Annotated in this window: 25 protein-coding genes; 12 read left to right on the top strand and 13 right to left on the bottom strand. The window is 48.0% G+C overall.

Annotation, left to right across the window (positions count from 1 at the left end):
• Nucleotides 1-90 precede the first annotated feature (90 nt).
• Nucleotides 91-1,092 (bottom strand): sensor histidine kinase, encoded by a 1,002-nt coding sequence (locus AC4E8D_RS30745; RefSeq protein WP_221819999.1) that lies wholly within the window; start codon nucleotides 1,090-1,092, stop codon nucleotides 91-93.
• The gene (locus AC4E8D_RS30740; protein WP_221819997.1) at nucleotides 1,089-1,799 is read right to left on the bottom strand and encodes a response regulator transcription factor; all 711 of its coding nucleotides are present in this window, start codon (nucleotides 1,797-1,799) and stop codon (nucleotides 1,089-1,091) included. Before AC4E8D_RS30740 ends, AC4E8D_RS30745 begins: the two co-directional genes overlap by 4 nt.
• Before the next feature lie 232 nt (nucleotides 1,800-2,031).
• On the opposite strand from AC4E8D_RS30740, the gene AC4E8D_RS30735 reads away from it, so the two are divergent.
• Nucleotides 2,032-2,268, top strand: coding sequence for a hypothetical protein (locus tag AC4E8D_RS30735; protein ID WP_221819995.1), 237 nt, complete (start codon nucleotides 2,032-2,034; stop codon nucleotides 2,266-2,268).
• Between the two features lie 105 nt (nucleotides 2,269-2,373).
• Here the strand turns inward: AC4E8D_RS30735 and AC4E8D_RS30730 are convergent, their stop codons facing one another.
• A complete protein-coding gene (locus AC4E8D_RS30730) occupies nucleotides 2,374-3,231 on the bottom strand; it encodes an aldo/keto reductase (protein WP_490205650.1) in 858 nt (285 codons plus the stop codon).
• 195 nt (nucleotides 3,232-3,426) lie between these two features.
• The gene (locus AC4E8D_RS30725) at nucleotides 3,427-4,641 is read right to left on the bottom strand and encodes an MFS transporter (protein WP_221819989.1); all 1,215 of its coding nucleotides are present in this window, start codon (nucleotides 4,639-4,641) and stop codon (nucleotides 3,427-3,429) included.
• Between the two features lie 164 nt (nucleotides 4,642-4,805).
• Here AC4E8D_RS30725 and AC4E8D_RS30720 point away from each other — a divergent pair, with 164 nt between their 5' ends.
• The 3 genes from AC4E8D_RS30720 (at nucleotide 4,806) to AC4E8D_RS30710 (ending at nucleotide 6,471) form a co-directional block, all read left to right on the top strand.
• Entirely contained in the window at nucleotides 4,806-5,201 is a 396-nt protein-coding gene (locus AC4E8D_RS30720; RefSeq protein ID WP_017691613.1) for a winged helix-turn-helix transcriptional regulator, read from the top strand.
• Nucleotides 5,198-5,875, top strand: a complete 678-nt coding sequence (locus AC4E8D_RS30715; RefSeq protein WP_017691614.1) for a TIGR00266 family protein — start codon at nucleotides 5,198-5,200, stop codon at nucleotides 5,873-5,875. Before AC4E8D_RS30720 ends, AC4E8D_RS30715 begins: the two co-directional genes overlap by 4 nt.
• 134 nt (nucleotides 5,876-6,009) lie before the next feature.
• Nucleotides 6,010-6,471, top strand: a complete 462-nt coding sequence (locus AC4E8D_RS30710; RefSeq protein WP_036612197.1) for a MarR family winged helix-turn-helix transcriptional regulator — start codon at nucleotides 6,010-6,012, stop codon at nucleotides 6,469-6,471.
• A gap of 144 nt (nucleotides 6,472-6,615) precedes the next feature.
• Here the strand turns inward: AC4E8D_RS30710 and AC4E8D_RS30705 are convergent, their stop codons facing one another.
• Nucleotides 6,616-7,590: an aldo/keto reductase gene (locus AC4E8D_RS30705; RefSeq protein WP_221820280.1), complete on the bottom strand. Its 975-nt coding sequence runs from the start codon at nucleotides 7,588-7,590 to the stop codon at nucleotides 6,616-6,618.
• A gap of 112 nt (nucleotides 7,591-7,702) precedes the next feature.
• Between AC4E8D_RS30705 and AC4E8D_RS30700 the strand changes: the two genes are divergently transcribed.
• Together AC4E8D_RS30700 and AC4E8D_RS30695 are read left to right on the top strand one after the other, a co-directional pair.
• A complete protein-coding gene (locus tag AC4E8D_RS30700) occupies nucleotides 7,703-8,746 on the top strand; it encodes an LCP family protein (RefSeq protein ID WP_306299259.1) in 1,044 nt (347 codons plus the stop codon).
• A gap of 188 nt (nucleotides 8,747-8,934) precedes the next feature.
• Nucleotides 8,935-11,523, top strand: coding sequence for a DUF2339 domain-containing protein (locus AC4E8D_RS30695; protein WP_221819985.1), 2,589 nt, complete (start codon nucleotides 8,935-8,937; stop codon nucleotides 11,521-11,523).
• 371 nt (nucleotides 11,524-11,894) lie between these two features.
• Here AC4E8D_RS30695 and AC4E8D_RS30690 read toward each other — a convergent pair whose 3' ends face one another.
• Entirely contained in the window at nucleotides 11,895-12,050 is a 156-nt protein-coding gene (locus AC4E8D_RS30690) for a hypothetical protein (protein WP_192135259.1), read from the bottom strand.
• Between the two features lie 234 nt (nucleotides 12,051-12,284).
• Here AC4E8D_RS30690 and AC4E8D_RS30685 point away from each other — a divergent pair, with 234 nt between their 5' ends.
• On the top strand, nucleotides 12,285-12,956 hold the full coding sequence (locus AC4E8D_RS30685; protein WP_221819982.1) for an FHA domain-containing protein: 672 nt from the start codon (nucleotides 12,285-12,287) through the stop codon (nucleotides 12,954-12,956).
• A 26-nt stretch (nucleotides 12,957-12,982) separates the two neighbouring features.
• Entirely contained in the window at nucleotides 12,983-13,561 is a 579-nt protein-coding gene (locus AC4E8D_RS30680) for a class I SAM-dependent methyltransferase (RefSeq protein WP_221819973.1), read from the top strand.
• Between the two features lie 229 nt (nucleotides 13,562-13,790).
• Here the strand turns inward: AC4E8D_RS30680 and AC4E8D_RS30675 are convergent, their stop codons facing one another.
• Genes AC4E8D_RS30675 through AC4E8D_RS30665 form a run of 3 tightly spaced genes read right to left on the bottom strand, consistent with a single transcriptional unit; the run spans nucleotide 13,791 to nucleotide 17,616 of the window.
• On the bottom strand, nucleotides 13,791-16,097 hold the full coding sequence (locus tag AC4E8D_RS30675) for a carbohydrate-binding domain-containing protein (protein WP_221819972.1): 2,307 nt from the start codon (nucleotides 16,095-16,097) through the stop codon (nucleotides 13,791-13,793).
• A 27-nt stretch (nucleotides 16,098-16,124) separates the two neighbouring features.
• Nucleotides 16,125-16,805: a DUF4956 domain-containing protein gene (locus tag AC4E8D_RS30670; protein ID WP_221819971.1), complete on the bottom strand. Its 681-nt coding sequence runs from the start codon at nucleotides 16,803-16,805 to the stop codon at nucleotides 16,125-16,127.
• Nucleotides 16,798-17,616, bottom strand: a complete 819-nt coding sequence (locus AC4E8D_RS30665; protein WP_221819970.1) for a polyphosphate polymerase domain-containing protein — start codon at nucleotides 17,614-17,616, stop codon at nucleotides 16,798-16,800. Before AC4E8D_RS30665 ends, AC4E8D_RS30670 begins: the two co-directional genes overlap by 8 nt.
• Before the next feature lie 253 nt (nucleotides 17,617-17,869).
• Here AC4E8D_RS30665 and AC4E8D_RS30660 point away from each other — a divergent pair, with 253 nt between their 5' ends.
• The 3 genes from AC4E8D_RS30660 (at nucleotide 17,870) to AC4E8D_RS30650 (ending at nucleotide 20,315) form a co-directional block, all read left to right on the top strand.
• Complete coding sequence (locus tag AC4E8D_RS30660; RefSeq protein WP_047841085.1) at nucleotides 17,870-18,547, top strand: response regulator transcription factor; 678 nt, start codon at nucleotides 17,870-17,872, stop codon at nucleotides 18,545-18,547.
• Nucleotides 18,547-19,860: a sensor histidine kinase gene (locus AC4E8D_RS30655; protein WP_490205649.1), complete on the top strand. Its 1,314-nt coding sequence runs from the start codon at nucleotides 18,547-18,549 to the stop codon at nucleotides 19,858-19,860. The genes AC4E8D_RS30660 and AC4E8D_RS30655 overlap by 1 nt, the downstream gene beginning before the upstream one ends.
• 200 nt (nucleotides 19,861-20,060) lie before the next feature.
• Entirely contained in the window at nucleotides 20,061-20,315 is a 255-nt protein-coding gene (locus tag AC4E8D_RS30650; RefSeq protein ID WP_124116914.1) for a hypothetical protein, read from the top strand.
• 459 nt (nucleotides 20,316-20,774) lie between these two features.
• Here the strand turns inward: AC4E8D_RS30650 and AC4E8D_RS30645 are convergent, their stop codons facing one another.
• The gene (locus AC4E8D_RS30645) at nucleotides 20,775-21,542 is read right to left on the bottom strand and encodes an SDR family NAD(P)-dependent oxidoreductase (protein WP_145324813.1); all 768 of its coding nucleotides are present in this window, start codon (nucleotides 21,540-21,542) and stop codon (nucleotides 20,775-20,777) included.
• A 194-nt stretch (nucleotides 21,543-21,736) separates the two neighbouring features.
• Here AC4E8D_RS30645 and AC4E8D_RS30640 point away from each other — a divergent pair, with 194 nt between their 5' ends.
• Complete coding sequence (locus AC4E8D_RS30640; RefSeq protein WP_336763007.1) at nucleotides 21,737-22,375, top strand: TetR/AcrR family transcriptional regulator; 639 nt, start codon at nucleotides 21,737-21,739, stop codon at nucleotides 22,373-22,375.
• A gap of 6 nt (nucleotides 22,376-22,381) precedes the next feature.
• Here AC4E8D_RS30640 and cobA read toward each other — a convergent pair whose 3' ends face one another.
• The 3 genes from cobA to nirD are packed head-to-tail and all read right to left on the bottom strand — an operon-like array spanning nucleotide 22,382 to nucleotide 24,385.
• Nucleotides 22,382-23,152 (bottom strand): uroporphyrinogen-III C-methyltransferase, encoded by a 771-nt coding sequence (gene cobA, locus AC4E8D_RS30635; RefSeq protein ID WP_490205648.1) that lies wholly within the window; start codon nucleotides 23,150-23,152, stop codon nucleotides 22,382-22,384.
• Nucleotides 23,149-24,030: a formate/nitrite transporter family protein gene (locus tag AC4E8D_RS30630; RefSeq protein ID WP_449003665.1), complete on the bottom strand. Its 882-nt coding sequence runs from the start codon at nucleotides 24,028-24,030 to the stop codon at nucleotides 23,149-23,151. Before AC4E8D_RS30630 ends, cobA begins: the two co-directional genes overlap by 4 nt.
• Before the next feature lie 37 nt (nucleotides 24,031-24,067).
• Nucleotides 24,068-24,385: a nitrite reductase small subunit NirD gene (gene nirD / locus AC4E8D_RS30625; protein WP_074092734.1), complete on the bottom strand. Its 318-nt coding sequence runs from the start codon at nucleotides 24,383-24,385 to the stop codon at nucleotides 24,068-24,070.

The raw sequence follows: 24,385 nt of genomic DNA, 5'->3' as shown, positions 1-24,385 counted from the left end.
CTCCTTCATGTAGCTGGTGATTTCTTGTTCTCCACCTCAAGTATACGGCGGGCTCGCCGAGCAAACCAATCGACGAAGATTACATTTAGCTTACATCGATGTAAGCTTGACCGCAGTCAAGAAATAAACCCGCACCCGGGTGCCAACGTCAACGGTAGAATCGATCTCCAGCTCGTGGCCCAGTCGGTTGCAAACTTCTTGTGCCAGATGCAGCCCCATTCCCGTCGACTCCCTGAACTTGCGGCCGCTCTCACCAGTGTAGAACGGCCGAGTCACCCGCTTTAAGTCGGCTAGCGGAATACCGATGCCTTCGTCTGCCACCTCCAGCACCGTCTTCGCGCCTTGCCGCCAGGCGCGAATGGCGACGGTCCGGCCGCAGCCAGCAGAGTATTTGATCGCGTTCGACAGCAATTGGGTCAATACGAACCCGATCCACTTCTCGTCGGTCGGCACCGTCAGTTCATCGTCCATCTGAACTTGAGGGTATAGATTATTGACAATGAACAGCCGCTTGTGTTCATTGACCGTTTTTCGCACAACACGTTTAAGTGGCACATGCGCCGCTTGGAAATCCTCCTCAAACGTCTCCAACCGGGTCGCGTGCAGTACTGTCTCTAGCCCCCACTGGATTCGGTCTGCTTCGTCGCGGATGTCGACCTGCCGCCGGTCGCTCTCGTTTTCGGTCAGCAGGTGGATAACCGAAAGCGGCGTTTTCATCTGGTGGACCCATTGGGTAATGAATGTCGAATGCTCACGGCGGCGCCGCTCCATCTCTGTGATACGAGTCATGTACAGTGCATACTGCGCCTGCAGCAGTTGGTCGACTGCCTGCGCGATGGGGGCACTGTTGCCGGAACCAGCCGCAGACTTATCCAGCTCATTTAGCGGCTCCGCAAGCCGATCGTACATCTTGCGATGGCTGATATAGCGCCAACCAGTATAAACTAGCAAGGTGACCATGCCAAGAAATATCGAATAGAGGGCGGTGTACACGTTGCGATAGCCGTCAAGCCAGTAGATCGCCACAACCAGCGTCAACTGAACAAGATGCATAACAAACATGGGCCAATGCTCACGGATTAGTAGCTTCATTTGGGTTCACCCAATTCGTCCGTTTCCAGCACTAGCTTGTATCCGGACCCGCGCACCGTCTCGATACTGCCCGCAACCGCGATCTCCTGAAGTTTCTTGCGGGCACGCGCGATGTTCACGTTCAGTGTGTTCTCGTCCACGAACTGCTGGTCGTCCCACAGCCTATCCAGCAGTGCTTCGCGGGTAACGACCAGCGGGTAGCGTAGAAGCAGCAGGTCCAGCAGATCCGCCTCCTTGCGCGCCAATGCGACAGTCGCGCCCCGCCACTTCAGCTCCAGCCGCTCCGGATAGAGGGCGAGCCCGCCTTGCTCGACCATTTTCTCCCGCGCATCCCCCGCATATTCACCGTACACCCGCCGCAACTGGCTGCGCACCTTGGCAATGACCAACTCATGGTGAAACGGCTTGGTCATATAGTCATCGGCTCCGTACTCCAGCGCCATTACCTGATCCATATCGCCTGAGCGGGCGCTGATGAAGATGATCGGACAGGTAGACACTTTGCGGATCTGCCGGCACCAGTAATACCCGTCGTAACTCGGCAGATTGACATCCAGCAGTACAAGATGGGGCTCGTAATGCTGAAACTGCGCCATTATATCTTCAAAATCGTCCGCGTACTGCGCTGTTAAGTTGTACTTTTCCAGACAAGCCTGTAAAAGCGAAGCCAAATTCGGATCGTCCTCCACAATCCATATGCGATACATTGCAACTCTCCTCCTCTGCGTCATCGTGTCCATAAGAAGCACAGTTTGTTTGCTCCACTTGCCCCTAGCGCGGCATACCCGCTCGCAGCCGAGGTAGTGAATGGGGCGACTGTCTCTATATTAACATAAACATAATTGCTGATAATCGTTACAAGCCCATCAAATCTAAGGATAGGAGAACGAACAACATTCGCTATAATGGATATAATTTACTGACGTTAACCTTAAGGATTTGGAAGGCGAGGCAGCTAAAATTCAGCAGATCGTAATAAATGGTGAAACGAAAACCTTCAAATGGGGCAATGTAGCAAATCCCTCCTTTTATCCTCAAATATCGGTCGTTGATTTAGATGCAGATGGGGAAGATGAAGTTGTCATTGTTCTGATCCAAGGCACAGGGAGTGGAGTACATGATTCGAAAGTGCGTATGCTTAGAACAGACTTTATAGAAATATCGGCTTTGATGTGAATCCACGTCAAAAAACCTCCAACTCTCGTACATAATGAGAGTTGGAGGTTTTGCCCTACTTATTTTTGCTGTAAATCAACCCTGAATCATGTGGACAACTTCAATTTAGAAATCGAAGTTGTCTGGGTCAGGTCCAACGCGTACATCTTCGTTCAGAGCACTGATTTGATCCATCTCTTCATTTGAAAGTTCAAAGTCGAAGATGGAGGAATTCTCGATAATCCGGTTTTCCTTGGTGGACTTCGGAATGGTAATGACTCCATTTTGCAGATCCCAACGCAGGATTACTTGTGCAACCGATTTGCCTTTGTCTGAAGCAATCGCCGTGAGCACTGGGTTGTCCAACAGCTGACCTTGCATCAGAGGGGACCAAGCTTCAAGCTGGATACCATTCTTTTCGCAGAAAGCCTTAAGCTCAACCTGAGTCAGGCGAGGGTGGTATTCCACCTGATTGACCATCGGTTTCACTTTGGCATCCTGCATCAGGTCTTCGAGATGATGAATCTGGAAGTTGCTGACACCAATAGCTTTAATGCGGCCAGCCGTGTACAGCTCCTCGATTGCTTTCCAGGCTGCTTTGTATTTGCCTGCTTTAGGCCAGTGAATCAGATACAGGTCCAGGTATTCCAGTCCCAGTTTGTTCAATGTGGTATCAAAAGCGGCAAGTGTCTCTTCATATCCGAGGTCTGCATTCCATACTTTAGATGTAACAAACAGTTCTTCGCGTTTCAGGTTGTTTTCTTGCAAAGCTTCTGCAATCGCTTGACCAACACCGGCTTCATTGCCGTATATTGCAGCAGTATCAATGCTTCGGTAGCCATGTTTAATCGCACTTTTCACGGCTTCAATCAGTTCAGATCCTTCTTCTACCTTAAATACACCAAGTCCGAACCAAGGCATAGAAACACCGTTATGCAGAGTTACTGTAGATTGTAAATGTTGTGCGGTTTGAGCTGTTGTCATGAGATTTCCTCCTTAAAGTGTGTAAAAATCAGTCATATTAAGCTGAATTTTTGTTGTTTTATCATACAAAATTAAATCATAGTAGATCAAATTGGGTTCAACGTATATAGTATAGTAAAATACGATGTGAAACCGGTTCCCCTCATAAATTTGGAACCAATATTCCCAGGCCGAGCCCAAGGGTCGGGATGCAACTTAGAACGAAGCCTTCTGCAGTTCGGCAGGTACATGTTGATCCTTGCTTTCCAGCATTTTAGCCCAAGCGGTCAGGATTACAGCTACGAGAACCATCATGGCACCAACCCATGTCGTGTGAATCAAACCAATGGAGTCATTGATCACTCCACCCAAATAGGCACCTATAGCGATCCCTGCATTAAATGCGGCGATGTTAAAGGCTGAGGCTACATCCTTGGCCTGTGGTGCATATCGTTCAGCCAAGGTTACAACGTACATCTGAAGACCAGGCACATTCATGAAAGCGAGCAGGCCCATACCCATAATGGTGAGCAATGCGGCCAACTTAAACGGGACGGTGAAGTACATCACGCCGAGAATGATGGTCTGAATGATGAACATGTAGAAGAGCGCCTTGAGCGGGTTGCGATTGGCTGCTCTGCCACCGATGATGTTGCCAATAGCGATGGCTATTCCGTACAACAACAGAATGAACGCTACTGTTTTCTCGGAATAACCGCTAATATCATGCAACAACGGGGACAGATACGTAAAGACAACAAATGTTCCTCCGTACCCAACAGCAGTGATGGCAAAAGCAAGCAGCAAGCGTCCACCTGTAACGAGCTTCAGCTGATCCCGAAATGCCGTCCGTGTTCCTCGCTTCAACGTGGATGGCACGAGTATCAGGTTCCCGATCATCGCAATGATGCCAACCACAACAATCAGGATAAAGGCAGCGCGCCAGCCCCAATGTTGGCCAATGAGTGTACCGAGAGGTACACCGGTTACTGTGGCAATGGTTAGACCGGAGAACATGATGGCAATAGCACTCGCCCTACGGTTGGCAGGCACCAGATCGGCTGCAATCGTGGAGCCTATGGACATGAACACCCCGTGTGCCAGAGCGGACACTACTCGTGCAATGAGTAACATGGTGATGCCCGTCGATAATGCAGCCATCGTGTTACCCGCAATGAAGACAATCATGATGGCAAGCAATAACGTTTTGCGTGATATGGTAGACGTCAGTGAGGTCAGAACAGGAGCCCCAAAGGTAACGCCTAATGCATATAAAGTAACGGTCAGTCCCGCTGTAGTTACGGAAATGCCCAGGTCATCTGCAATAAGGGGCAGTAGCCCAACGCTGATAAACTCTGTGGTACCGATCGCGAATGCACTAATGGCCAGTGCTAGCAGTGCCCACGTGCTGCGTTTTGAATCCTGTAACATTTCTTGCTCAACTCCCCAGAATGTAGATTTACGTACCGGCAAATGCTATTATGAGTTATTCGGTATAGATTGAATAGTACGTACTTTTTAGTACCCTACGTACTTTTTGGTGCCTATACAGCATGCGACGGATGTAATCCAATTCATCAGGGAGGAAGCAAGTTATGGTAAGAAAAAAATATAACATCTCGGTTGAAGCGACCTTAGAAGTGATCGGTGGCAAGTGGAAATGCGTCATTCTCTGTCATCTGACACATGGGAAGAGACGAACCAGTGATCTCAAACGTATTATGCCCGCAATCACACAGAAAATGTTAACACAGCAGCTGAGAGAACTTGAAAACGACGGAATCGTAAACCGAATCGTATATAATCAGGTCCCTCCCAAAGTAGAATACGAATTGAGTGATTACGGGAGAAGTCTTGAACCGATTCTCAATGCACTCTGTAATTGGGGAGATCAACATATTGTGAAGGAATACGGAGACAAATCAGCAGTTCTGGAAGATAATGGACTCAATGATTTTAACTCTGACAATAGGGAGCTGGTGCAACCGTGAACTATGAGATTTTATATGATGGTGCTTTTGCGATGCTCAAGGTACATTTGCAGCGGGGAGAGCGGTTCAAGGCTGAGAGTGGTGCGATGGTATCCATGACGCCTACGGTTGAACTGAAGGGTTCAGCAGAAGGTGGAATGTTTGCCGGGTTCGGTCGGATGCTGAGCGGGGAGAAGTTTTTCTTTCAGGAACTGACGGCTGCGGGCGGGTCGGCAGAGATTCTGCTCTCACCTTCAAGCATGGGCGATGTAGAAGCTGTTGAATTGGACGGTTCCTATTCACTCTATGTGCAGAAAGACGGATTTCTGGCGGGAACCGAGGGCATTCAGGTGAATACCAAAATGCAAAACCTGAAGAAAGGTCTCTTTTCGGGAGAAGGTTTCTTCATTATTGAGATCAGCGGACGTGGAACCGTATTTCTGTCTTCCTATGGTGCCATCCATGCGATTAATCTGGCAGCAGGTGAAGAAATGATCGTGGATAACGCCCATTTGGTGGCATGGCCTCATTATGTAGATTACCGTATTGAGAAAGCTTCACAGGGCTGGTTATCCAGTGTTACAAGTGGAGAAGGACTGGTATGTCGGTTCCGGGGAGAAGGAACCATTCTTATACAGAGCCGCAATCCGCAAGGATTCGGACAATGGGTGAAGCAGTTTATTCCTGCCCGCTAATTATTTTTTTGAGAAAGAACACACAGAATTGCAACGGATATGTTTCCATCATCGTTATATGAATAATGGATTTACTTCATTGACTGACGGGTATATATTCTGTTGCATAAGGTCGCACATCATGGAGGTATGAGATGACAAGCTCACGGTATAAAAACGCACAAGAAAGTCCGGGATATCTGTTATGGCAGGTTACAGCCATGTGGCAAAAGGAAGTACGCAGGGTGCTGGAGCCCCTCGAACTGACACAACCTCAATTTGTATTATTGCACGCCTGTTTGTGGCTCAATGAACACGATGAGGAAGGCAAAGGAGTTACTCAGGTCCAAATTGCTCAGTTTGCCAAGGTGGATGTTAACGTAACTTCTCAGGTTCTACGTGCGCTTGAAAAAAGGGGATTAATTACCCGCGCCCGTCATCAGACAGATACGCGTGCCAACATTATCACAACAACGGAAGAAGGAACCCGATTGGCTGTGGAGGGAATCCATCTGGTCGAGGAATCGGACAAGGCATTTTTCGAAACTTTGGATGAACGTAAGGGAGAGTATTTGGAGATCATGCAGGAGTTTCTTCGCCAAAAAACAGAGAGTTGATCCGTAATATATCTTTTTTTAATGTATTAAACTACAGAATGTAGTGGAACTGGGAAATTTTCTAATTATTAATAATTATAGCACCTCTGCAAAATACAAACAGACCTCCTGACTTCATCTTGTCGGGAGGTCTGTTTCGGTTGCTCAATCGATTCGATAGGACGCAAACGGCTCGCGGCGACGGAAAGAGTCACTGATCTGGTCCAGATCGGCCAACAGCTCATCGGGCAGTGACATGTCCAGACTAGCCAGATTATGTTCCAACTGATCGGTGTGTGTAGCGCCAACAATCACTGTGGATACAGCCGGACGTGTCAGCAGCCATGCAAGCGACAGCACACTCGGGGAGCATCCATATGCAGCCGCTTTTGCGCTTACTTGTTCGCTCAGTTGAATATTATGTTCCAGCAAGAAACGGTTGAAAGACGGATCGGTGTCTGCTCTGGAACCAGAAGGCACACGGGTCTGTCCGTTATATTTACCTGTCAGAATACCACCTGCCAACGGGAAGTACGGAATAATACCTACACCCTGATCCAGACACATCGGTACCAGTTCCAACTCGGGCGTACGGTCTGCCAGGGAGTAGCTGGTTTGGGTGGAGATGTAGCGCACATAACCTTTCTGTTCACTGATGCCCAGAGCTTTCATCAGCTCCCAAGCTGCGTAGTTGGAGGCTCCGATGTAACGGACTTTGCCGGAAGTGACCATATCATCCAGTGTGCGCAGTGTCTCATCCAGCGGTGTATGCGGATCAAAAGTATGGATCTGGTACAGATCGACATAATCCGTTTGCAGACGCCGCAGGCTATGTTCCAGCTCTTGTTGCAGATGGTAGCGGGAGGAACCCCGCCCATGAGGACCATCATGCCGGGGTAATCCGGCCTTGGTAGCAAGCACCGCGTTTTCCCGTCGACCTGTGAGAGCCTGTCCAATAATGCGTTCCGATTCCGTGCCTGCGTAGATATTGGCAGTATCGATAAAGTTGATGCCCTGATCCATCGCTGCATGAATAATGCGGGTAGAAGCTGCTTCATCCGCGCGTTTGCCAAATGCATTGGTGCCAAGCCCCAGTGCCGATACACGCAAACCACTATTGCCCAAACGTCGATACTCCATCATTCATCGCTCCCTTTATGTACATTTATGTAATGCAGATTATAACGTAATCTATTGAAAACGTGTTATTAATATAGTTAAATGATTCTAAGAACCCGTTATCAAAGGAGATATGATGGAAAACAGTGCTGCACATTTAACAAGACGGAAGCCGAAGAAACCGAAGAAGAAATGGAAGAAGCCATTGATCATCACCCTAAGTGTGCTGCTTGTGTTGGGAGGACTCGGATTTATCTATCAAAAGCAACTCGTCGTGTTTGCCTTTAATTTGTTCGCTTCAGCTACAGTGAAGGAAGCCTTGGATGACTCCTTTGTACCAGCGGGCGATAAGGATGCCCCTGTCGTGGAACATACCGACCCATTCTCGCTGTTGCTGCTAGGGATTGACCAACGGGATAACGAACCAAGCCGTTCGGATACCATCATCTATTCCGTCGTGCGTCCAGAAGACAATAAAGTGCTGCTGCTGTCCATTCCGCGTGACTCCTATACCGAGATTGTCGGCCGGGATGTGAAGTCGAAGATCAACTCAGCGTATGCCCATGGTGAAGCCAAGATGGCGATGGATACGGTGGAGAATTTGCTGGGGAACAAAGTGGATTTCTATGCCGCGATTAATTTTAACGGGCTCAAGGATATTGTTGATGCGGTTGGTGGTGTGGAACTGCCGATCAAAAAGAACATTGAGAACAAGCTCAAAATTCATGAGAAGCTGTTTGTTGAAGCGAATAAACCGATCTATAACGGCGAAGAAGCGCTTGGATATGTGCGTTACCGGGAAGATTCCGATTTCAATCGGACGATGCGTCACCGGATTTTCTTAAGCGCCTTCATGAATCGTGCGCTGGAAGTCAAAAATCTGACCAAGATCCCGGACGTAATCCAGATTGCCGGATCGAATTTTACAACTAACATGACCTCGGACTTTATCGTGAAATTTGCCGAGTCCTTATATATGAAAGATAGCATACCAACGATCAGCAATTATATGCTGAAGGGTGAGGGTGCAACGCGCAGTGGCACATGGTACTACGATCTGTCGGAGGACGATCTGCAATATGTGCGTGGCATGATCGCCAGTTGGCTGGACCCGGATGCGACTGAGATTATTGAACCCGAGTCAGCGGACCAATCAGAGACGAGTGATGCGGCATAAGCATCCATTCTTGTGCAAAGCTCATATGAATATAAGTCGGGAGAAGCAGTTGCTTCCCGGCTTTTTTGCGTTTGAGATCCTACGGATGAAATATTGAACAGATATATCTAATGTTTAAACCTCTTTTTATGGCATACATATAGTAAAATATAGGGAAAAGATTAAACATCAACCAACGGAGGAAGCTCATGAAGGAGTTTAAGGATCGGCTTCAACAGGTTCAGGAGCAGCAGAAACAGCTGGCGAAGGAGTATCATGCCTTGCTCCAGGAATACCAGTCCGATGACCTGATCGTTCAGAATGAACAGTTACAGGAACAGTATGAAGCCCATAAGCTCAAGCTGCACCAGCTTGAACTTCGCTCGCGCAAGATGGAAGAAGAGAATGCACGTCTTCGCATGGCGTTATCTGAACAGATGCTGGATGAGAAGCTGAATCTGATCCGGGTATCCCGGGAGAAGATGGAGACCTATTTTCAAGGGAAAACAGCAGTACATAATGATCGAATTGCATTCCATGAACATCGAACCAAATCCAATCTAAACGCGCTGTACAACCAGGCGGCACAGGAGTTGCAAGAGGATTCCGATGAGGTAAAGGAGAGGATTGCTTACCTTGCGGCAGAGGTGAATGAGCGTATTGAATCGCACAGACGAGCCGTACGGGATAGAGAAGAGGCTCTGCGTGGGCACATGGAACGTGGATATGAGCATATGGCGGAGGAAGGGTTGAGCGAAGAGACTATTCAACGCCGGATCAAGCAGAATCGCATGGAGATGAAGATTGGACTCAGCTGGATCAACAAAGTAGCCATCTTGCTCCTCATTCTGGGGGTTGGAGCAGCGTTCCAATATTCGTACTCGACCTGGTTTAATGACGAGATGAAGAGCGGAGCCTTTTTCCTGCTCGGTGCACTGATGCTCGCTGGAGGAGAGTGGCTGTTCCGCCGCAAAAGACAGACGTTTGCGATGGGGCTGCTCGGCGGTGGGATATCCGTGTTGTTCGGCTCTGTCTTCTATAGTTACTTTTTACTGCATATTATCGGGTTATATACGGGACTTGCCCTGTCTGTATTGGTATCGGCAATCTCCGTATTATTGTCCTTGAGATACCAGTCGAAGACCATCTGTTCACTAGGTTTGGTGGGTGGATATCTTCCGCTATTCTCCTACATGTTCTCGTTCGGACTCGAAGGTCCGGCTGTCTATGTAGCCATGATCTATCTGCTGCTCTTAAACGGCATTATTGTGTTCATTTCGTTTGGCAAACGGTGGCCAGTGGTGCACTATATCAGTTTCCTGTTCAACACACCATCCATGCTCATCCTATTATGGCTGTCGCCAAGTGAGAAGATTGGCATGTTGTATTCCATTGTGACGTTTGCATTATATCTAGGCATTACGCTGGCATATCCGTTCAAACACCGGATGAAGTTAACCTGGTGGGATTTCGCTCTACTCGCCATGAATACGAGCATTAGTTGTCTGATGTTATACGTATTATTTGATGTGGCGGGTTGGAATGATGCTCAGGGTTTACTGGCGTTGATCTTCTGCGTGGTGTATCTGGGCCTCGCACGATTCGTCCAGCGCCATATGGTTCAGGAGAAACAGACGATTCTGCTCTTTTATGTCACTTCCCTGACCTTTGCCATTCTAATTATTCCGTTCCAATTCGGGGCCAAGTGGTTATCGATGGGTTGGTTAATTGAAGGCGTTCTGCTGGTCACGCTAGGACATCTAAAACGGCTCAAATCGGTGGAACGTGCTGGATGGGGCATTGTGCTTCTATGTCTAATCACTTTTGTGTACTATGATCTGCTGGCGCTATTCTTCATCGGGGAACGTTCTTACTTTATGTTAAAATACTCCAGCATCACGCTGGGAACCTTACTTATTACACTTTATTATGCCTGGGCAGTCCACGGCAACTCATCTTCCAGGGAGAGATTCAATTACAGCGCGCTGGAGCTGGGTTTCCTGAACGGGTTCAAGTATGTAACACTTGCGAATCTGTGGTTATACGTGCTGTATGAGTCGAATGAATTGTATACCAGAGCTGTCGATGGGACGTTCCTGTTATACATGTTCTACAAGTTGCTCATGTTCGCAGCGCTCACCATTGCATTGGCCTATGGACTGAACAAGGTGAAGCTGCTGCGTGATCGATACGTGCAGGTGTATACCACCTTCTTGCATGCTATTGGCTGCTGTATTGCACTGGCCGTAACCTTAACCATGCCAGCGCTTCAGCCGGAAGTTCAGCAGCATACGGCGGCGGAGATTATTGGTTTGCTGGTGCTAATTATCTTTAACGTAGGGGTATTCTTTGCAGGAAGGGATCTGCTGATTGCAGGCATCCGCGGGCAGTTCAAGAGCATTGAATGGTACCCGGTTATCGCAGGGGTGTATCTGCTGGGTGTCATCACCGTCTTCCTGACGATTCAGTTCCAATGGGGCGATGTGGGGCTGATGTTCAGCCTGATCTATCTGCTGCTGGCGATTCTCTATATTGCCTATGGATTCCGTAGAAAATATGTCATGATTCGGCGTCTGGGCCTAGGACTAACGTTGTTCGCTACGGGGAAGATGGTGTTCTATGATGTGGGGATGCTCACCTCGGGCAGCAAAATCTTTGCCTATTTTAGCTTTGGCGTACTACTGCTTGGGATCTCTTACCTGTATCAGAAGGTGTCCAGCCGGATGGAGGAAGTACAGTCCAGAGTGGTAGCGAAGCCTGACGACGAGCCGAATGTGCCTGAGGAAGACCAAGACTAACTTGGATACGAACGATAGAAGTAGCATTTGCGATTATATGGGGAGGGATTCGAAGTGGGATTTGACCTGAAAATCATGCTTTGGCAACTGTTATGGCTTGGTGGCCCTGTAGCTCTTATCGTGTATGCGTGGAGGAAATTCGGCGTGAGAAAGAAGCGGCAATGACGTGAGTGCGGATGGTGGGAATGTCCGCTGTCCACTTCACTTCGCTCTGTGAAATAAGTCGTGTAATATAGATTTTCTGGATTAAAATGAGGCTCCGGGTTGCTGTTACCAGCAATCTGGGGCCTTATTGATATGAGTCTATGGCTTAGCCTAATATGACATTCGTGAAACGTTTTGCGCAGAGATCACGTTATAATAGAGTAGACTTAGGGTTGGATCTTCATTTGTAACCATGAGGTTTCGGCAGCTGAGGTGCCTTTCAGTGGTTCTCCGCCATCATCATTCATACGGGAGAGCACAGTTAATGTCATGGATAGGGCAAAGGCGAGTAACACGTATATGAAAATATTTTTTTTGTTCATAGGAAGGTACCTCTCTTGTTGAATGAGCTAAAAGTAGACATCCGGCCGTCATGAGAAAAAAAGCACAACGTCTGGTATAGTAGAGTGAGTAGAACCGAACATAAATCGTTCCTGTATACCACTATATTGAACTATAGCGGTGCAAACAATGGAACAAATCTGATGATTTTATCATTATTGTTATGAAATGTTTATAGAGATCGAGTGAGTGATCATTGAAGGTGGGAGAATAACATGCGGGAGACGGCAAAAATCGTCATTCGTACGCCAGGACAGGAAAGTGACGGCTCATTTGCTTATGTAAGCCAAGGTCGCTCCATTACGGTGGGACGTTACACAGGCGGAAGTGAATTGGACTTGTCTATCTATAATCAGATGATATCGAAGCGGCATTGCCGCATTCATTATGATGTACAGCAACAGCTATGGATTGAGGATCTGGATAGCAAAAATGGTACCGAACTGAATGGGCAGCGCCTCGTTCCCTATGAGAAATATCCGTTTAGCGAGGGCGATAGCCTGACGTTGGTCAACGGACTGATCCAGCTTCGCGCTGAAGGGGATCTTGGAGAGACGAGGGAATATCGGGTGTCGGATCTGCTGGGTGAGGGTGTACGCTTGCAGGATCACCTGCAAACCGTGCAGATCGGTGAAGTGGAGATTCCGCTGTCCAAGAAGGAGTATCAACTGTTCAAGCTGCTGTATAGTGAACTGGACCATTTTGTGACCCGAGAGCAGATTGTGGCTCAGGTGTGGCCGGAGCGGAGCATGCTGGAGAGTGAAGCGGTGGGGATCGACGAGATTAACTCGCTAATCTATCGGACGAATCGCAAGCTGGGTGTACATTTTACCATCAAGTCTGTATATAAAAAAGGTGTATATATGAAGTCTCATGTGCCGGAATGAATGAGTGATAACAAAGGGATGAGTTCATGTTCATCATTTACCTGATTCCATGGCTGATTGCCGTGGTGACATTGATCGGTGTCATATCGATCGTACTCGTGAGTTGGAAAAACGGGATTTCCCCGATGCCCACATCCAGTCGTGTCAGACAGGTGGTCATTCAAGAGGTAAACCGTATTCCCGGGTACGGGGATGTGCTTGAAGCAGGCTCCGGATGGGGCACATTGGGATTGGATGTTGTAAGACACTGCCCTGGTAAAAGGCTTACCGGGATTGAGAATTCGAGAATTCCCTTATGGTCTTCCCAACTGATTGCCTATTTCAGTGTTCGCTTACGTCGAGCCAAGGGAAAAAAGTACTCTCTCAAGGGCAGGCTGCGCTTCATGCGCGGGGATATCTACACCAGTTCCTATGAACATGCGGATTGTGTGATCTGTTATCTGTTTCCGGGTGCCATGACTAAGCTTCTGGACAAGTTCAGTCGAGAGCTTCCGCCGGGTGCCAAGGTGATTAGCGTCTGTTTTGCCCTGCCAGGAAAAGAACCACTACGTACTATTACATGCCGGGATGCCCTGCGTACCAAGGTATACGTGTATTCCTTTTAAAGAAAAGAACAGGAAAGTGATCACCAGGTTTACTCAGCTGGAGTGCTGTAAACCTTCTGCCATAACGTTAATGGATGAAAGAGTGCGCTTCATATCATAGTAATGCAGATACCACGTAAGAATGAGGATACGAAAAAGGCCCCGAACTCACTATGAAGTGATTCGGGGCCTTTTTGTCTCGCCTTTGAGTTGGGGCAAGAGATTGCTTGATTATTGTTTACCGCACGTATTATTTTGCAGAATCGGTAGTGCCTGTGCTGTCGGATGTTGTACCGGATTGGGATCTGTTTCTGCCGCCTCCGAAGCCACCTTGACCACGGCCTCCTCCTGGACCACCCATACCTGAATTGGCTGTAGTTACACCAGATTCATTGACCCAAGTTACATTGCTTGTCGATTGGAAGGCAACCACTTGAGTTCCACCGCTATACGTACCGTCTGTGTAGAGTCCATCTACCGCTTTACCTGTTGATGTACCACCGGAGTAGACCACGTAGGAACCATCTTTTGCAAGATCCGGTGAGCTGACAACCACGGTTTGATAATCTTTTGCCGGAGCGAATGTCAGAATGTTGTTGCCTTCGTTGTCTTGTACATGTACAAGTGTTCCAGCTTTTTGCGTTGCAGGGAATGTCATCACAATGGTGTTTTGCGTAGACGCATCGGATGTTCCTTGTGCCATACCAGAGCTTCCGGCAGCCACGAGGTATCCACCACTGATTTCAAAGGTGCCGTCATAATCCAGTGCTCCGTTGCCGCTATCCGTCGGTCCGTTCACAATAACCGTTCCACCAGTCATGTTAATGGAACCATTGGAATCCAGTCCGTCACCACCTGCGTTCACCGTGAGTGTACCGCCGTTAATGTGGAACTCGTTATTGCTCGCTGCCGCACCGCCCATACCGCCCGGTCCACGTCCTTGCTGAGTAGTAGCTGTACCTTGGGATGCCTGATCGGTAGTTGATGTTGTGCCCGTCGTTTCGGTTACAGAGATGTTGGAAGTCGTTGCGGCATCGGTTGCTGTAGTAGCGCTATCTGTACTTGCCGCTGTATTCGCAGCTGTTTCCGTCTCGCCACCTGCAGCATTTACGCCATCATCGGATGCTGTTACATCCACATCCCCATCGTTCAGGGTGATGACTGCCCCCTCAAGTCCTTCGTAGCTCTTCGCAATGGTGATGGTTCCACCGTTAATCGTAAGGGCCTGATCGGCATGGATGCCGTCATCACCGGATTCAATGCTGAATGTTCCATCGTTGATGGTTACGTTATTGTTGCTGTGCAGGGAATCATCCATGGAATCAATGGTATACGCACCGCCATTAATTGTAAGGTCTGTTCCTGCTTTGAGTGCTTTGGCACTTGTGGACTCCGTTGCTGTTGTAGCAGTGTCCGCATCAGCATTGTTATCCGTTGTTGCTGTTGCATTGGCAGAGTTGGATGCTGCTGCGTCATTCGTATTAGCACCTGCATTTGTACCGCTGTTATTAGGCATCTCTGGCATATCCGCAGGTGGTTCGCCATCTGGTGGTGTGCCCATATCTGTTGGTGGTGTGCCGCCGCCCCATCCACCGCCACCGCCGCCAAATGGACCTTCTTCAACTTTGGCTGGTGCATTGGCACTACCGCCGCCCGTTACAATGTTGTATGTGCCTCCATCCGCAACAAGTGCGGTTTCGGCTTGAATACCATCGTTGCCACTTTGAATATCGAAGGTACCTCCTGCGATAGCAACGTAACCTTTGGTGGTATCCGTGTCATTGGTCGATTTGATACCGTCGCCTTCGGCTTGAATGGTAATCGTACCCGCTTGAATAGCGACCATATCCTTACCTTTGATGCCGTCATCGGCTGCTTTGACACTGATGTTACCGCTAATGACTTTCAGATCATCCTTGCTCGTAATACCTTCATTATAGTTACCTGTGACGGTCAATTGACCTGCACCGTTGAACGTAAGATCCGCTTTGCTGAAGATCGCAGCATCCGGCTCATCTATCGTAGCATCGGCGTACACATACGTTTTACCATCGGAAATGGTATTCTTGGTTCCTTTTTCGAGCGTAATCACCGCTTTACCAGCCTTCTGAATGTAGATCGCTGCACTGTCGTTATCATGAATGGTTGCTCCGTTTAATACGAGATGTACAGTGCCCTTATCGGCAACGTTAACCATGATCTGGCCATCCGTTAGCTCACCGCTAAGTACATAAGTACCTGCTTCGGAGATGGTTACCGAACCATTCGCTGCTTTGGCACCCGAACCAGTCACCGTTGCAGTTGTGCCATTCAGTTTAATCGCTGTGGAATCCGCCTCACTCCAGATAATATTGGTATCGTCAGCATCCAGAGAGACCAGATCTGCATATTTTACTGAAGTTTGCTCGCTGACAGATACCGTTTTGGTTGTTCCTGTCGTTGACGTTGCGGCATTGGCCGTTGTGCTTGTCGTTGCTGGTGAACTGCATGCTGCGAGTAGACTGGTAATCATGGCGATGGACCAAAGTTTGCTGCCTGTTATCATGTTTTTCTTCATATTAGATCGTTCCCTTCGAATTAAAAATTAATATTCTGTTGTTGGACTCATGGTTAACGAGATATCCAGGTTGCCGTTCCGTGTGCGGATCGCATCGAGGAATTCCTTTTGGCTAACACTTTCGTGAATGGTTACACTGTAGACCAGCTCATACAGACTGCCGAGTTCAGTGGTTCTGATTTTTTTCAGATCAAAAGGTACATTGAATGTATGGAACACTTCATTAAGTGCTTCTTCATAACTCAAGTTTTCGGGGATGGTGACTTTCAGCGTTTTCAGCTGACTTTTCTTGCCGCCGAAGTTGAAGCGACTCAGGACAAACATCAGTACACACAGGATAATGGTGAACAGAACCGCGTATCCAAAAGCGCCTACACCGCAAGCAAGACCGGAAGCCATCGTGAACAATACGTAAGCAATGTCCTTTGGATCACCAGGGGCACTTCGGAATCGGATGATCGAGAAGGCACCTGCCAGGCTGAAAGCTCGTGCGATGTTGCTGCCGATGAGTAGGATGATAATAGCGACAATGACGGGCAGGACAACCATCGTTAAGGTGAAGCTCTGGGAGTATGTGTTTTGGTTAGTCTTCATGTAGGTGAGGCTGATGACCAATCCCAGAATGATGGCAAGACCAATAGTAATGACTGCGTTGTTAAACGTCAGGTTGGTATCGGTTAGGGCTGAACTGAACAGTGAATCAAGCATATAGGACACGCTCTCTTTCTATAATCGTTTTATCTTGTTCTATGGATGGGTTGAAATCGGTACCTGGTACAAGAATGCGCTCTGTCTGGTAATTCAGGTTGGTTGTTCTCACCAGGTGTCTGTACTCGTTACCGTATTTGGAGAATCCGGTGCGGTATAGACCATGCTCACAGAGCAGTTGCGACAGCCACAGCGGAACGGTTTTCTCGGCTTTTACTTCCATCAGCCATCGACCGTCCTTCACCAGCGGTTCGCCGTAATCTCCCTGTTCCAGCTTCAGATCGTATCTACGACTGCGGATGTTGGTATCAAAGGTAATGCGGAGATCCCGGCTGTTCTTGTCAAAGAGTGCTTTGCGCTCATACGCCAGATACACTTTCGGTTCCAGATCGTATACCCGGAGGAAATATTTGATCTCTTCGACAACCTGTTTGTTCATGTAATCCGCGAGCTCCGGTGCCTGTCCCGAACGAACGAATTCGTAAGCTTCATCCAACTTCAAGGCTGTTCTGCGTTTGTTCACCAGGCCAAATACTTTCTTTTTGATCTCCAGATACACTTTGGCATTCTCTTCAGGTATTCCATAAGCCCGCAGTCTCAGCTTCTCCTTGTATTTTGGTTTGGAGAGACTGGCGCGGATCAGCGAATCCTGCGGAGTGTCGAAGTACAGGTTACTGATGGAGTAGTACTCATGTTTCTTGTTGTAGGCATCCAGCTCCATGTATTTCAGCAGGTCATTGTAGAAATGTGCGTACTGCTCATCCGTCAGAAGGTACTTGCTCTCATATCGGTTGAATACTTCAATAGCCATGTGGGACTCATTCCTTTCGTTGGTGGGTTGTATGTTTTGTTGCATCGTGTATTGCTTCCATGTCTGTATCTTAGAGCCCCAACCTTGAATGAATCTTAAATGGTTTTACATTGCGTTAACATTTTTTTACCTTCCTATAATAGTGCGCATGCACAAAATGAATTAAGATTGATTCAAGGTTTAATTGATAGAATAAGAACATATAAAACAAGCCCATTGAGAGAAATAATTCAAGTAGAGGAATGAATAGAGCATGAGAATATTAATTGCGGAAGATGAGGTTCATTTGGCAGAGGCTGTATCGCAGATTCTGAAAAAAAACAACTACTCCGTGGACATGGTCCACGACGGCAGGTCAGGACTCGATTATGCGCAGAGCGGCATCTACGACCTGTTACTACTCGACATCATGATGCCGGAGATGGACGGGATCACCGTCCTGAAGAAACTTCGCAGTGAAGGCATTCATACGCCTGTCATTCTGCTTACTGCCAAGGGTGAACTATCGGACAAAGTCACAGGGCTCGATTATGGTGCCGATGATTATATCGCCAAGCCTTTTGCCACAGAGGAATTGTTAGCCCGGATTCGTGCAGCTTTACGGCGGAAGGGTGAAGTGGTTCCCGAGGATGGGCTGAAGTTTGGCGACATTGAGCTGAATACAACCCAGTTGAAGCTGAGCGTACAGGGTAAAGAGATCAAGTTGAATCTGAAGGAGAATGAACTGCTGGAGCTGTTGATTGCCCGCAAACAGGCGATTACCTCCAAAGAGCAGATTATTGAGAAGTTATGGGGATTTGATTCGGAAGTGGAGTATAACAATGTGGAGGTTTATATATCGTTTTTGCGCAAAAAATTAACCTTCCTGAACTCTGCTGTTCGCATTAACACGATTCGGGGTGTGGGGTATGTGCTTGAGGTGACGTCCTGATGTTCAAGAAACTCCGAAATCGATTCCTGATCGTGAATCTGTTGTCCATATCTATTATGATGCTGGTGGCATTTGCGACGATCTATACAATTACGTATCAGAATGTGCAACGTGAGACAAATATGGAGTTGTACAAGGTGTCCGATTTCTATCACAGTCCTTATAATTCATCCAAGATGCCGCGCGGGGAAGGACAGGGTTCCGGTACAGATTCGTTTCCCTCCGATGCCATGGGTGGTGATAATGGAGGCCCGGGAGGTGATCCCAACTCACCTCCGGCACGTTCCGTTTCGTTCATGATCAAGACGGATGACCAGTGGAAGATTACGGATACGCATTCCCGCTTTGATATGGAAGATACGTTCTACACCGCGGCGTTGCAAAAGGTTGACCAAGATAAAGTTGGTGATTCGGGACGGCAGACTGGACAATTTGCGCTGGACGGAACGGATTGGGCCTATGTGGTTGATCCGAGCGGTGATGGGCATATGATTGTCTTTATTGATGTGACCGCACAACAAGGCATTCTGACGAACCTGATCTATACATTTGCTGTTGTCGGACTGGTCATGCTGATTGTGATCTACTTCCTGAGTCGTTATTTTGCGAATCGCTCCATTGCACCAGTCAGAGAAGCGTTTGAGAAGCAAAAACAATTCATCGGTGATGCTTCACATGAGCTGAAGACACCGCTGGCGATCATCAATACCAATGCCGACGTGTTGCTCGCGAATCAGGAGGATACCATAACAAACCAGGCGAAGTGGCTGCACTATATCAAGTCGGAAACCGAGCGCATGACCGGACTTACGAATGATCTGCTCTATCTGACACAGATGGACGACTCGCGTTCCACGATGATTCATGCGAAGTTTAATATGAGCGATGCGGTGGAAAGTATTATTTTGCCGATGGAGGCCGTTATTTTTGAGAAAAACATCTCCCTCGATTACAATATTGAGCCGAATCTTACGGTTCATGGGAACAGTGAGCAGATCAAACAGGTCATTCTGATCTTGCTCGATAATGCTGTGAAGTATTCCGGTCCAAAAGGCGCCGTAAACGTCACCCTCCAGAAACAGAATAATGATGTCGTGCTGACCGTGTCCAACACTGGGGAAGGCATTGCGCCGGAACATCTGGATCGGATCTTCGATCGATTCTATCGCACCGATTCGTCAAGAGCACGCAAACATGGTGGGCATGGTCTGGGCCTGGCGATTGCTCGTTCCATTGTGGATCAGCACAAAGGAGAGCTGTACGCTCGAAGTGTAGTCGGAGAGGGTGCTACATTTTACGTGCGGTTGTCGTAAGGGAGGTGTGATGAGCCAGCGTATGAAAAAATGCTACCTACGTTTCGGCTCCACACTAATCCTTCGTTCCCTCTCTATAATTGTTCTTCAGGCATAAGTTCTGCCTGTAATGGGTTAACCTATGCTACAATGGCAACAGTATGTATGAATCAAGGAGATGACTGAACGTGGCAGAAGCAAACGCAATTAATGAACAAGAAATGATGCAATATATTGCAGATAAAACGAAGGCAAGCCAGGCGAATATCGCCCTTGTGCTGAAGCATGAGCAAGCGTACATCAACAAGGCGCATGAGAATGCCAAAGGTAACGATGTGGATATTGACGGCGATGATCTGGCTGACTATATCCTTAGTCGTAAAGATGTGAAGCTGGATGAGTTGACCGTGGAAAGCATCCTGGATGCTGAGATGGACTACTTGATGGACAAGGGTCACGCGGGATACGTCGATTAAGTTAAGTGTGGGCAAAATCTAACGAATCTCACACGCGCTATTCGGGCATTTCTCGCTCGATTGGGAATGTAACGAATCTAAGACACGTTATTCTATGGATTTTAGGACTTTCCCATGCAGTTAAAGCATTTCTGCGGAATTAGCGTGTCTGAGATTCGTTAGTTCGGGAAATAAGCGCTTTTAGCTGATATATGGTGCCCTAGGTTCGTTAGAGTGATCACAAGGTGCAACGAGGCGTTAAATGGCGTTTCAAAAGACATTTTCACAGATGCAGCCTTCTGCATGGCAAGTGTTGTACTGTAAAAAAGACCTCAACTCCACAAAACTGTGGTGTTGAGGTCTTTTTTAGATTGTAGCGACCAGGCGTTCCTTCGGGAATACCTGTCGGTATAACTTTTCTAAGGATGGACTTGAAGTTCTATCGACCCAATCTCTATCAATCCTACCGTTTGCAGCTTCTTATTGACCCATCATGCCGCCATCTACAGTGTAGAGGGAAGCTGTTACATAGGATGCTTCTTCGGACAACAGGAAGTTCATTACTGCAGCGACTTCTTCCGGTTCACCGTAACGACCCATTGGAATGCTGGACACCGTTGCTGATTGATAGTCTTCCACGTTACCGGAATTTGCTTCGATCTGGCGCATCATACGTGTGTTGATTGTGCCTGGCAATACAGCGTTAACCCGGATATTATAAGGTGCCAATTCATTTGCAGCGGTACGCGTGAGACCAACTACGGCATGTTTGGACATAATATATGGAGACACAGCAGGTGCACCCATCAGACCCGCGAGGGAAGAGGTATTTAGAATCGCACCCGATTTTTGTTTTTTCATCACTGGAATGACATTTTGCAGACCCAGGAATACCCCACGAATGTTGACGTTATATACCATATCCAGTGCTTCAACACTCAGGTCTTCGATCAGTCCTGTTGGACCTTCAATACCGGCATTGTTGGCAAAATAATCGATTCGGCCAAATGCATCCAATGCTTTTTGCACATAGTTTTTCACGTCTGCTTCTTGGGATACGTTCGCTTTTACGGCGATGACGTGCTCTTTGTCGAGGTTCAGATCAGTAATCGTCTGTTGGATGGCTTCTTCATTCAGGTCCACCAGAACCAAGTTGATTTTGCGCTCAGCAAGGCGGCGTGCCAATTCTTTACCAATGCCCCCGGCTGCTCCTGTAATAACGGCTGTATGTGTATAAGATGTACTCATGATTATCCGCTCCTTATTCATTATTGGCAGGTATTTCTCAAAAAAAGTTTCAACCTGTCGTCTATCTTTCCTGTCTCAATGTTAAGATATACATAGCAATGTGACAATAATCATTGACAGCGCATATGTCAGCTATCGGACATAGATGTAAGCGGTGTTCATTTATATTACAATAATGAACAAAGGAGGCGAGAATGTTGATCATTGAACATCCTCAGGACCGGAGAGCACGAAGAACGCAGGATGCGATCATCGCTGCGGCGGTTTCTTTGATATTGGAGAAGGGAGCAGACGCTTTAACCATTCGGGACATTACAGAGCGGGCGGATTACAACCGAGGAACCTTCTATTTACATTTTCCCGGCAAACCGGAGTTGTTGCAGTTCATACTGGATGATTTCATGCAGGGAGTGGGGCGAGCTTATGCAGAACCATACGCACAGCTCAAAGAAGTGGACATGACTGCATTGCTGCCATCCACGATGCCTGTATTCGAATATATTGAAGCCCATCAGGATATCTTTCGTGCATTAATAACGATGCATTCAGATATGGGTTCCCGGCTGTGCAATATGTTTAGAACGTATCTAACCGAAGATTTTGTATTGGTGACCGAGGATAGTGAGTGGACGATTAATTACGACATCATGTTAAGTTATCTGGTATCTGCAACGGTAGGTGTGATCATGCATTGGGCAGAGATTGGATTCAAGTATTCTGCGCATTATATGGGGGAGCAGCTTACGGCACTGATTAACATCAAACCGACCCGTCTGCTGATTGAACCAGGGCAGAAGGGTCGGACTATTCATGAGCGTATGCTGTTGGATTGAGTCAGATTATCCGGTCATGGAGGCGTTCGCGGCCTGTTGCATCTGAAGCAGCTGTTCGCGGATCAGGACAGACTCTCCGACCATAATTAATGCGGGATTATTCACTTTATGCGACTTGGCGAGGGAGTGGAGTTCGGCAAGTGTGCCGGTAATAATGCGTTCCTCCGAAGTGGTTCCCCGTTCGATTAAAGCTGCGGGGGTGTGTCCGCTTTTGCCATGGTGAAGCAATTCATGTTGGATCTGGGGCAGTTGGCTAATACCCATGTAGATGACCAATGTATCTACACTATGGGCGAGCAGGTCCCAGCGGACCGAAGATACACTTCCATCACTGCCGGTTCCCGTGACACATGCGAAGGATGAAGCAACCCCGCGATGAGTTAACGGAATAAGGGATGAAGAGGATGTACCTACAGCTGAAGTGATGCCGGGAATGATCTCAAATGCAATCCCTGCTTCCGCCAGCACAAGCGCTTCTTCACCACCACGGCCAAAGATAAACGGATCGCCACCCTTGAGTCGTACGACTTGTTTGCCTTCCGCTGCATGGGCAGCCAGCATCCGTCCAATCATCTCCTGACTCATGGAATGAAGGCCTGGGGCCTTGCCGCAGTAGATGCGGAGTGCTCCTTCATGAGCCTCAGCGAGCAATTGATCATTCACAAGCCGATCATACATAATGACATCTGCGGACTGAATACGTTTCAGGGCTTTTACCGTAATCAGATCCGGATCTCCAGGACCAGCGCCAACAATACTAACCAGGCCCCGGCTCATGATCGTGTCCCCAATTTCGGTGTAGCATCAGAACTTGCCAATCCTGAACGACCACCCTGAATGGTTGCCAGTTTCGTCGATATCTTCACCGGATTTCCCCAGTGGTGGGCGGCATACAGACCGAGTCCAGTAAATACGGCTCCGCCTATGAGATTGCCAACCAATACCGGGATCTGATTCCATAGCCACCAGTCAGCAATACTGACCTGTGCGCCGAGCATCATGCCTGCCGGAATGACGAACATATTTACCACAGCGTGCTCAAATCCCTGAGCGAAAAATATGGTAATGGGCAGCCACATCGCTACGATTTTGCCCAGTGTGGAAGTGGAAGTCATCGCCATCACTGCCCCGAGTGTGACCATCCAGTTACATAGAATGGCTTTGATGGTGACCAGAACAATGCCAGCCCCACCCAAGTGCTGATACCCCAGTGTCTTGCCTTCACTGGTCTGGATCAGCGTTTGAATTAGAGGGTTGCTCATATCCGTACCCATCTTGGTAATGGTCAGGCCGTATAAGAGAGCATAGAAAGCACATCCGATCAGATGACCGGTAATCACCCAAAAATAATTTCGGAGCATCTCCATCCATGTTACTCTACGTTTCATCACTGCGAGTGGAAGCAACGCAAAGTTTCCTGTCACCAATTCAAGACCCAGTAGAATAATAATGGCGAATCCAGCCGGGAATATCAGTGCACCTGCCAAACCAACGGAAGTTTGAGATACAGCGGTATATGCCAGTGTCGTTGCAAAGGCAAGGATAGCCCCCGCCAGAAAACCGCGGATCAGCATCTGTACCCGGTTCATTCTGGCCTTGCTCTCACCAGCTTCGACCATCGATTGCAGCACTTCTGCAGGTTTAACAAAATCCATAGCGCACGCCTCCTTGATGTCAGGGTATCTCTAGCATTTAGCCCGCAATCGTGATGTAAATTTCTCCGCTGTTGCCATCCACTTCTGTTTTGTAGGTATTCAAGCAGCCTTCATCCGGCTCATGTACCTTACCGTTACGCAGATCAATCTTCCAATCATGCAAAGGACAATGAACAGCTGTCCCGCACACCATGCCTTCCGACAGCTTGCCGCCCTTGTGAGGGCAGCGATTCTCGACGGCGTGCAGACTTCCGTCGCTCAGTTTGAAGACGGCAATTTCGGTGTCCTGTATCAGGAATGTCCGTGCTCCCTTTTCATCAATATCCGCAAGGTGTCCAATCCGGAATTTGTTCAT

This window comes from Paenibacillus sp. SRL342, from assembly GCF_984798905.1.
This window is presented reverse-complemented; position numbering and strand designations above follow the sequence as displayed.

Coding starts and splice junctions, on each gene's coding strand:
- AC4E8D_RS30745 (WP_221819999.1), bottom strand. CDS start 1,092: ATGAAGCTACTAATCCGTGAGCATTGGCCCATGTTTGTTATGCATCTT.
- AC4E8D_RS30740 (WP_221819997.1), bottom strand. CDS start 1,799: ATGTATCGCATATGGATTGTGGAGGACGATCCGAATTTGGCTTCGCTT.
- AC4E8D_RS30730 (WP_490205650.1), bottom strand. CDS start 3,231: ATGACAACAGCTCAAACCGCACAACATTTACAATCTACAGTAACTCTG.
- AC4E8D_RS30725 (WP_221819989.1), bottom strand. CDS start 4,641: ATGTTACAGGATTCAAAACGCAGCACGTGGGCACTGCTAGCACTGGCC.
- AC4E8D_RS30720 (WP_017691613.1), top strand. CDS start 4,806: ATGGTAAGAAAAAAATATAACATCTCGGTTGAAGCGACCTTAGAAGTG.
- AC4E8D_RS30710 (WP_036612197.1), top strand. CDS start 6,010: ATGACAAGCTCACGGTATAAAAACGCACAAGAAAGTCCGGGATATCTG.
- AC4E8D_RS30705 (WP_221820280.1), bottom strand. CDS start 7,590: ATGGAGTATCGACGTTTGGGCAATAGTGGTTTGCGTGTATCGGCACTG.
- AC4E8D_RS30700 (WP_306299259.1), top strand. CDS start 7,703: ATGATGGAAAACAGTGCTGCACATTTAACAAGACGGAAGCCGAAGAAA.
- AC4E8D_RS30695 (WP_221819985.1), top strand. CDS start 8,935: ATGAAGGAGTTTAAGGATCGGCTTCAACAGGTTCAGGAGCAGCAGAAA.
- AC4E8D_RS30690 (WP_192135259.1), bottom strand. CDS start 12,050: ATGAACAAAAAAAATATTTTCATATACGTGTTACTCGCCTTTGCCCTA.
- AC4E8D_RS30685 (WP_221819982.1), top strand. CDS start 12,285: ATGCGGGAGACGGCAAAAATCGTCATTCGTACGCCAGGACAGGAAAGT.
- AC4E8D_RS30680 (WP_221819973.1), top strand. CDS start 12,983: ATGTTCATCATTTACCTGATTCCATGGCTGATTGCCGTGGTGACATTG.
- AC4E8D_RS30675 (WP_221819972.1), bottom strand. CDS start 16,097: ATGAAGAAAAACATGATAACAGGCAGCAAACTTTGGTCCATCGCCATG.
- AC4E8D_RS30670 (WP_221819971.1), bottom strand. CDS start 16,805: ATGCTTGATTCACTGTTCAGTTCAGCCCTAACCGATACCAACCTGACG.
- AC4E8D_RS30665 (WP_221819970.1), bottom strand. CDS start 17,616: ATGGCTATTGAAGTATTCAACCGATATGAGAGCAAGTACCTTCTGACG.
- AC4E8D_RS30660 (WP_047841085.1), top strand. CDS start 17,870: ATGAGAATATTAATTGCGGAAGATGAGGTTCATTTGGCAGAGGCTGTA.
- AC4E8D_RS30655 (WP_490205649.1), top strand. CDS start 18,547: ATGTTCAAGAAACTCCGAAATCGATTCCTGATCGTGAATCTGTTGTCC.
- AC4E8D_RS30650 (WP_124116914.1), top strand. CDS start 20,061: ATGATGCAATATATTGCAGATAAAACGAAGGCAAGCCAGGCGAATATC.
- AC4E8D_RS30645 (WP_145324813.1), bottom strand. CDS start 21,542: ATGAGTACATCTTATACACATACAGCCGTTATTACAGGAGCAGCCGGG.
- AC4E8D_RS30640 (WP_336763007.1), top strand. CDS start 21,737: ATGTTGATCATTGAACATCCTCAGGACCGGAGAGCACGAAGAACGCAG.
- cobA (WP_490205648.1), bottom strand. CDS start 23,152: ATGAGCCGGGGCCTGGTTAGTATTGTTGGCGCTGGTCCTGGAGATCCG.
- AC4E8D_RS30630 (WP_449003665.1), bottom strand. CDS start 24,030: ATGGATTTTGTTAAACCTGCAGAAGTGCTGCAATCGATGGTCGAAGCT.
- nirD (WP_074092734.1), bottom strand. CDS start 24,385: ATGAACAAATTCCGGATTGGACACCTTGCGGATATTGATGAAAAGGGA.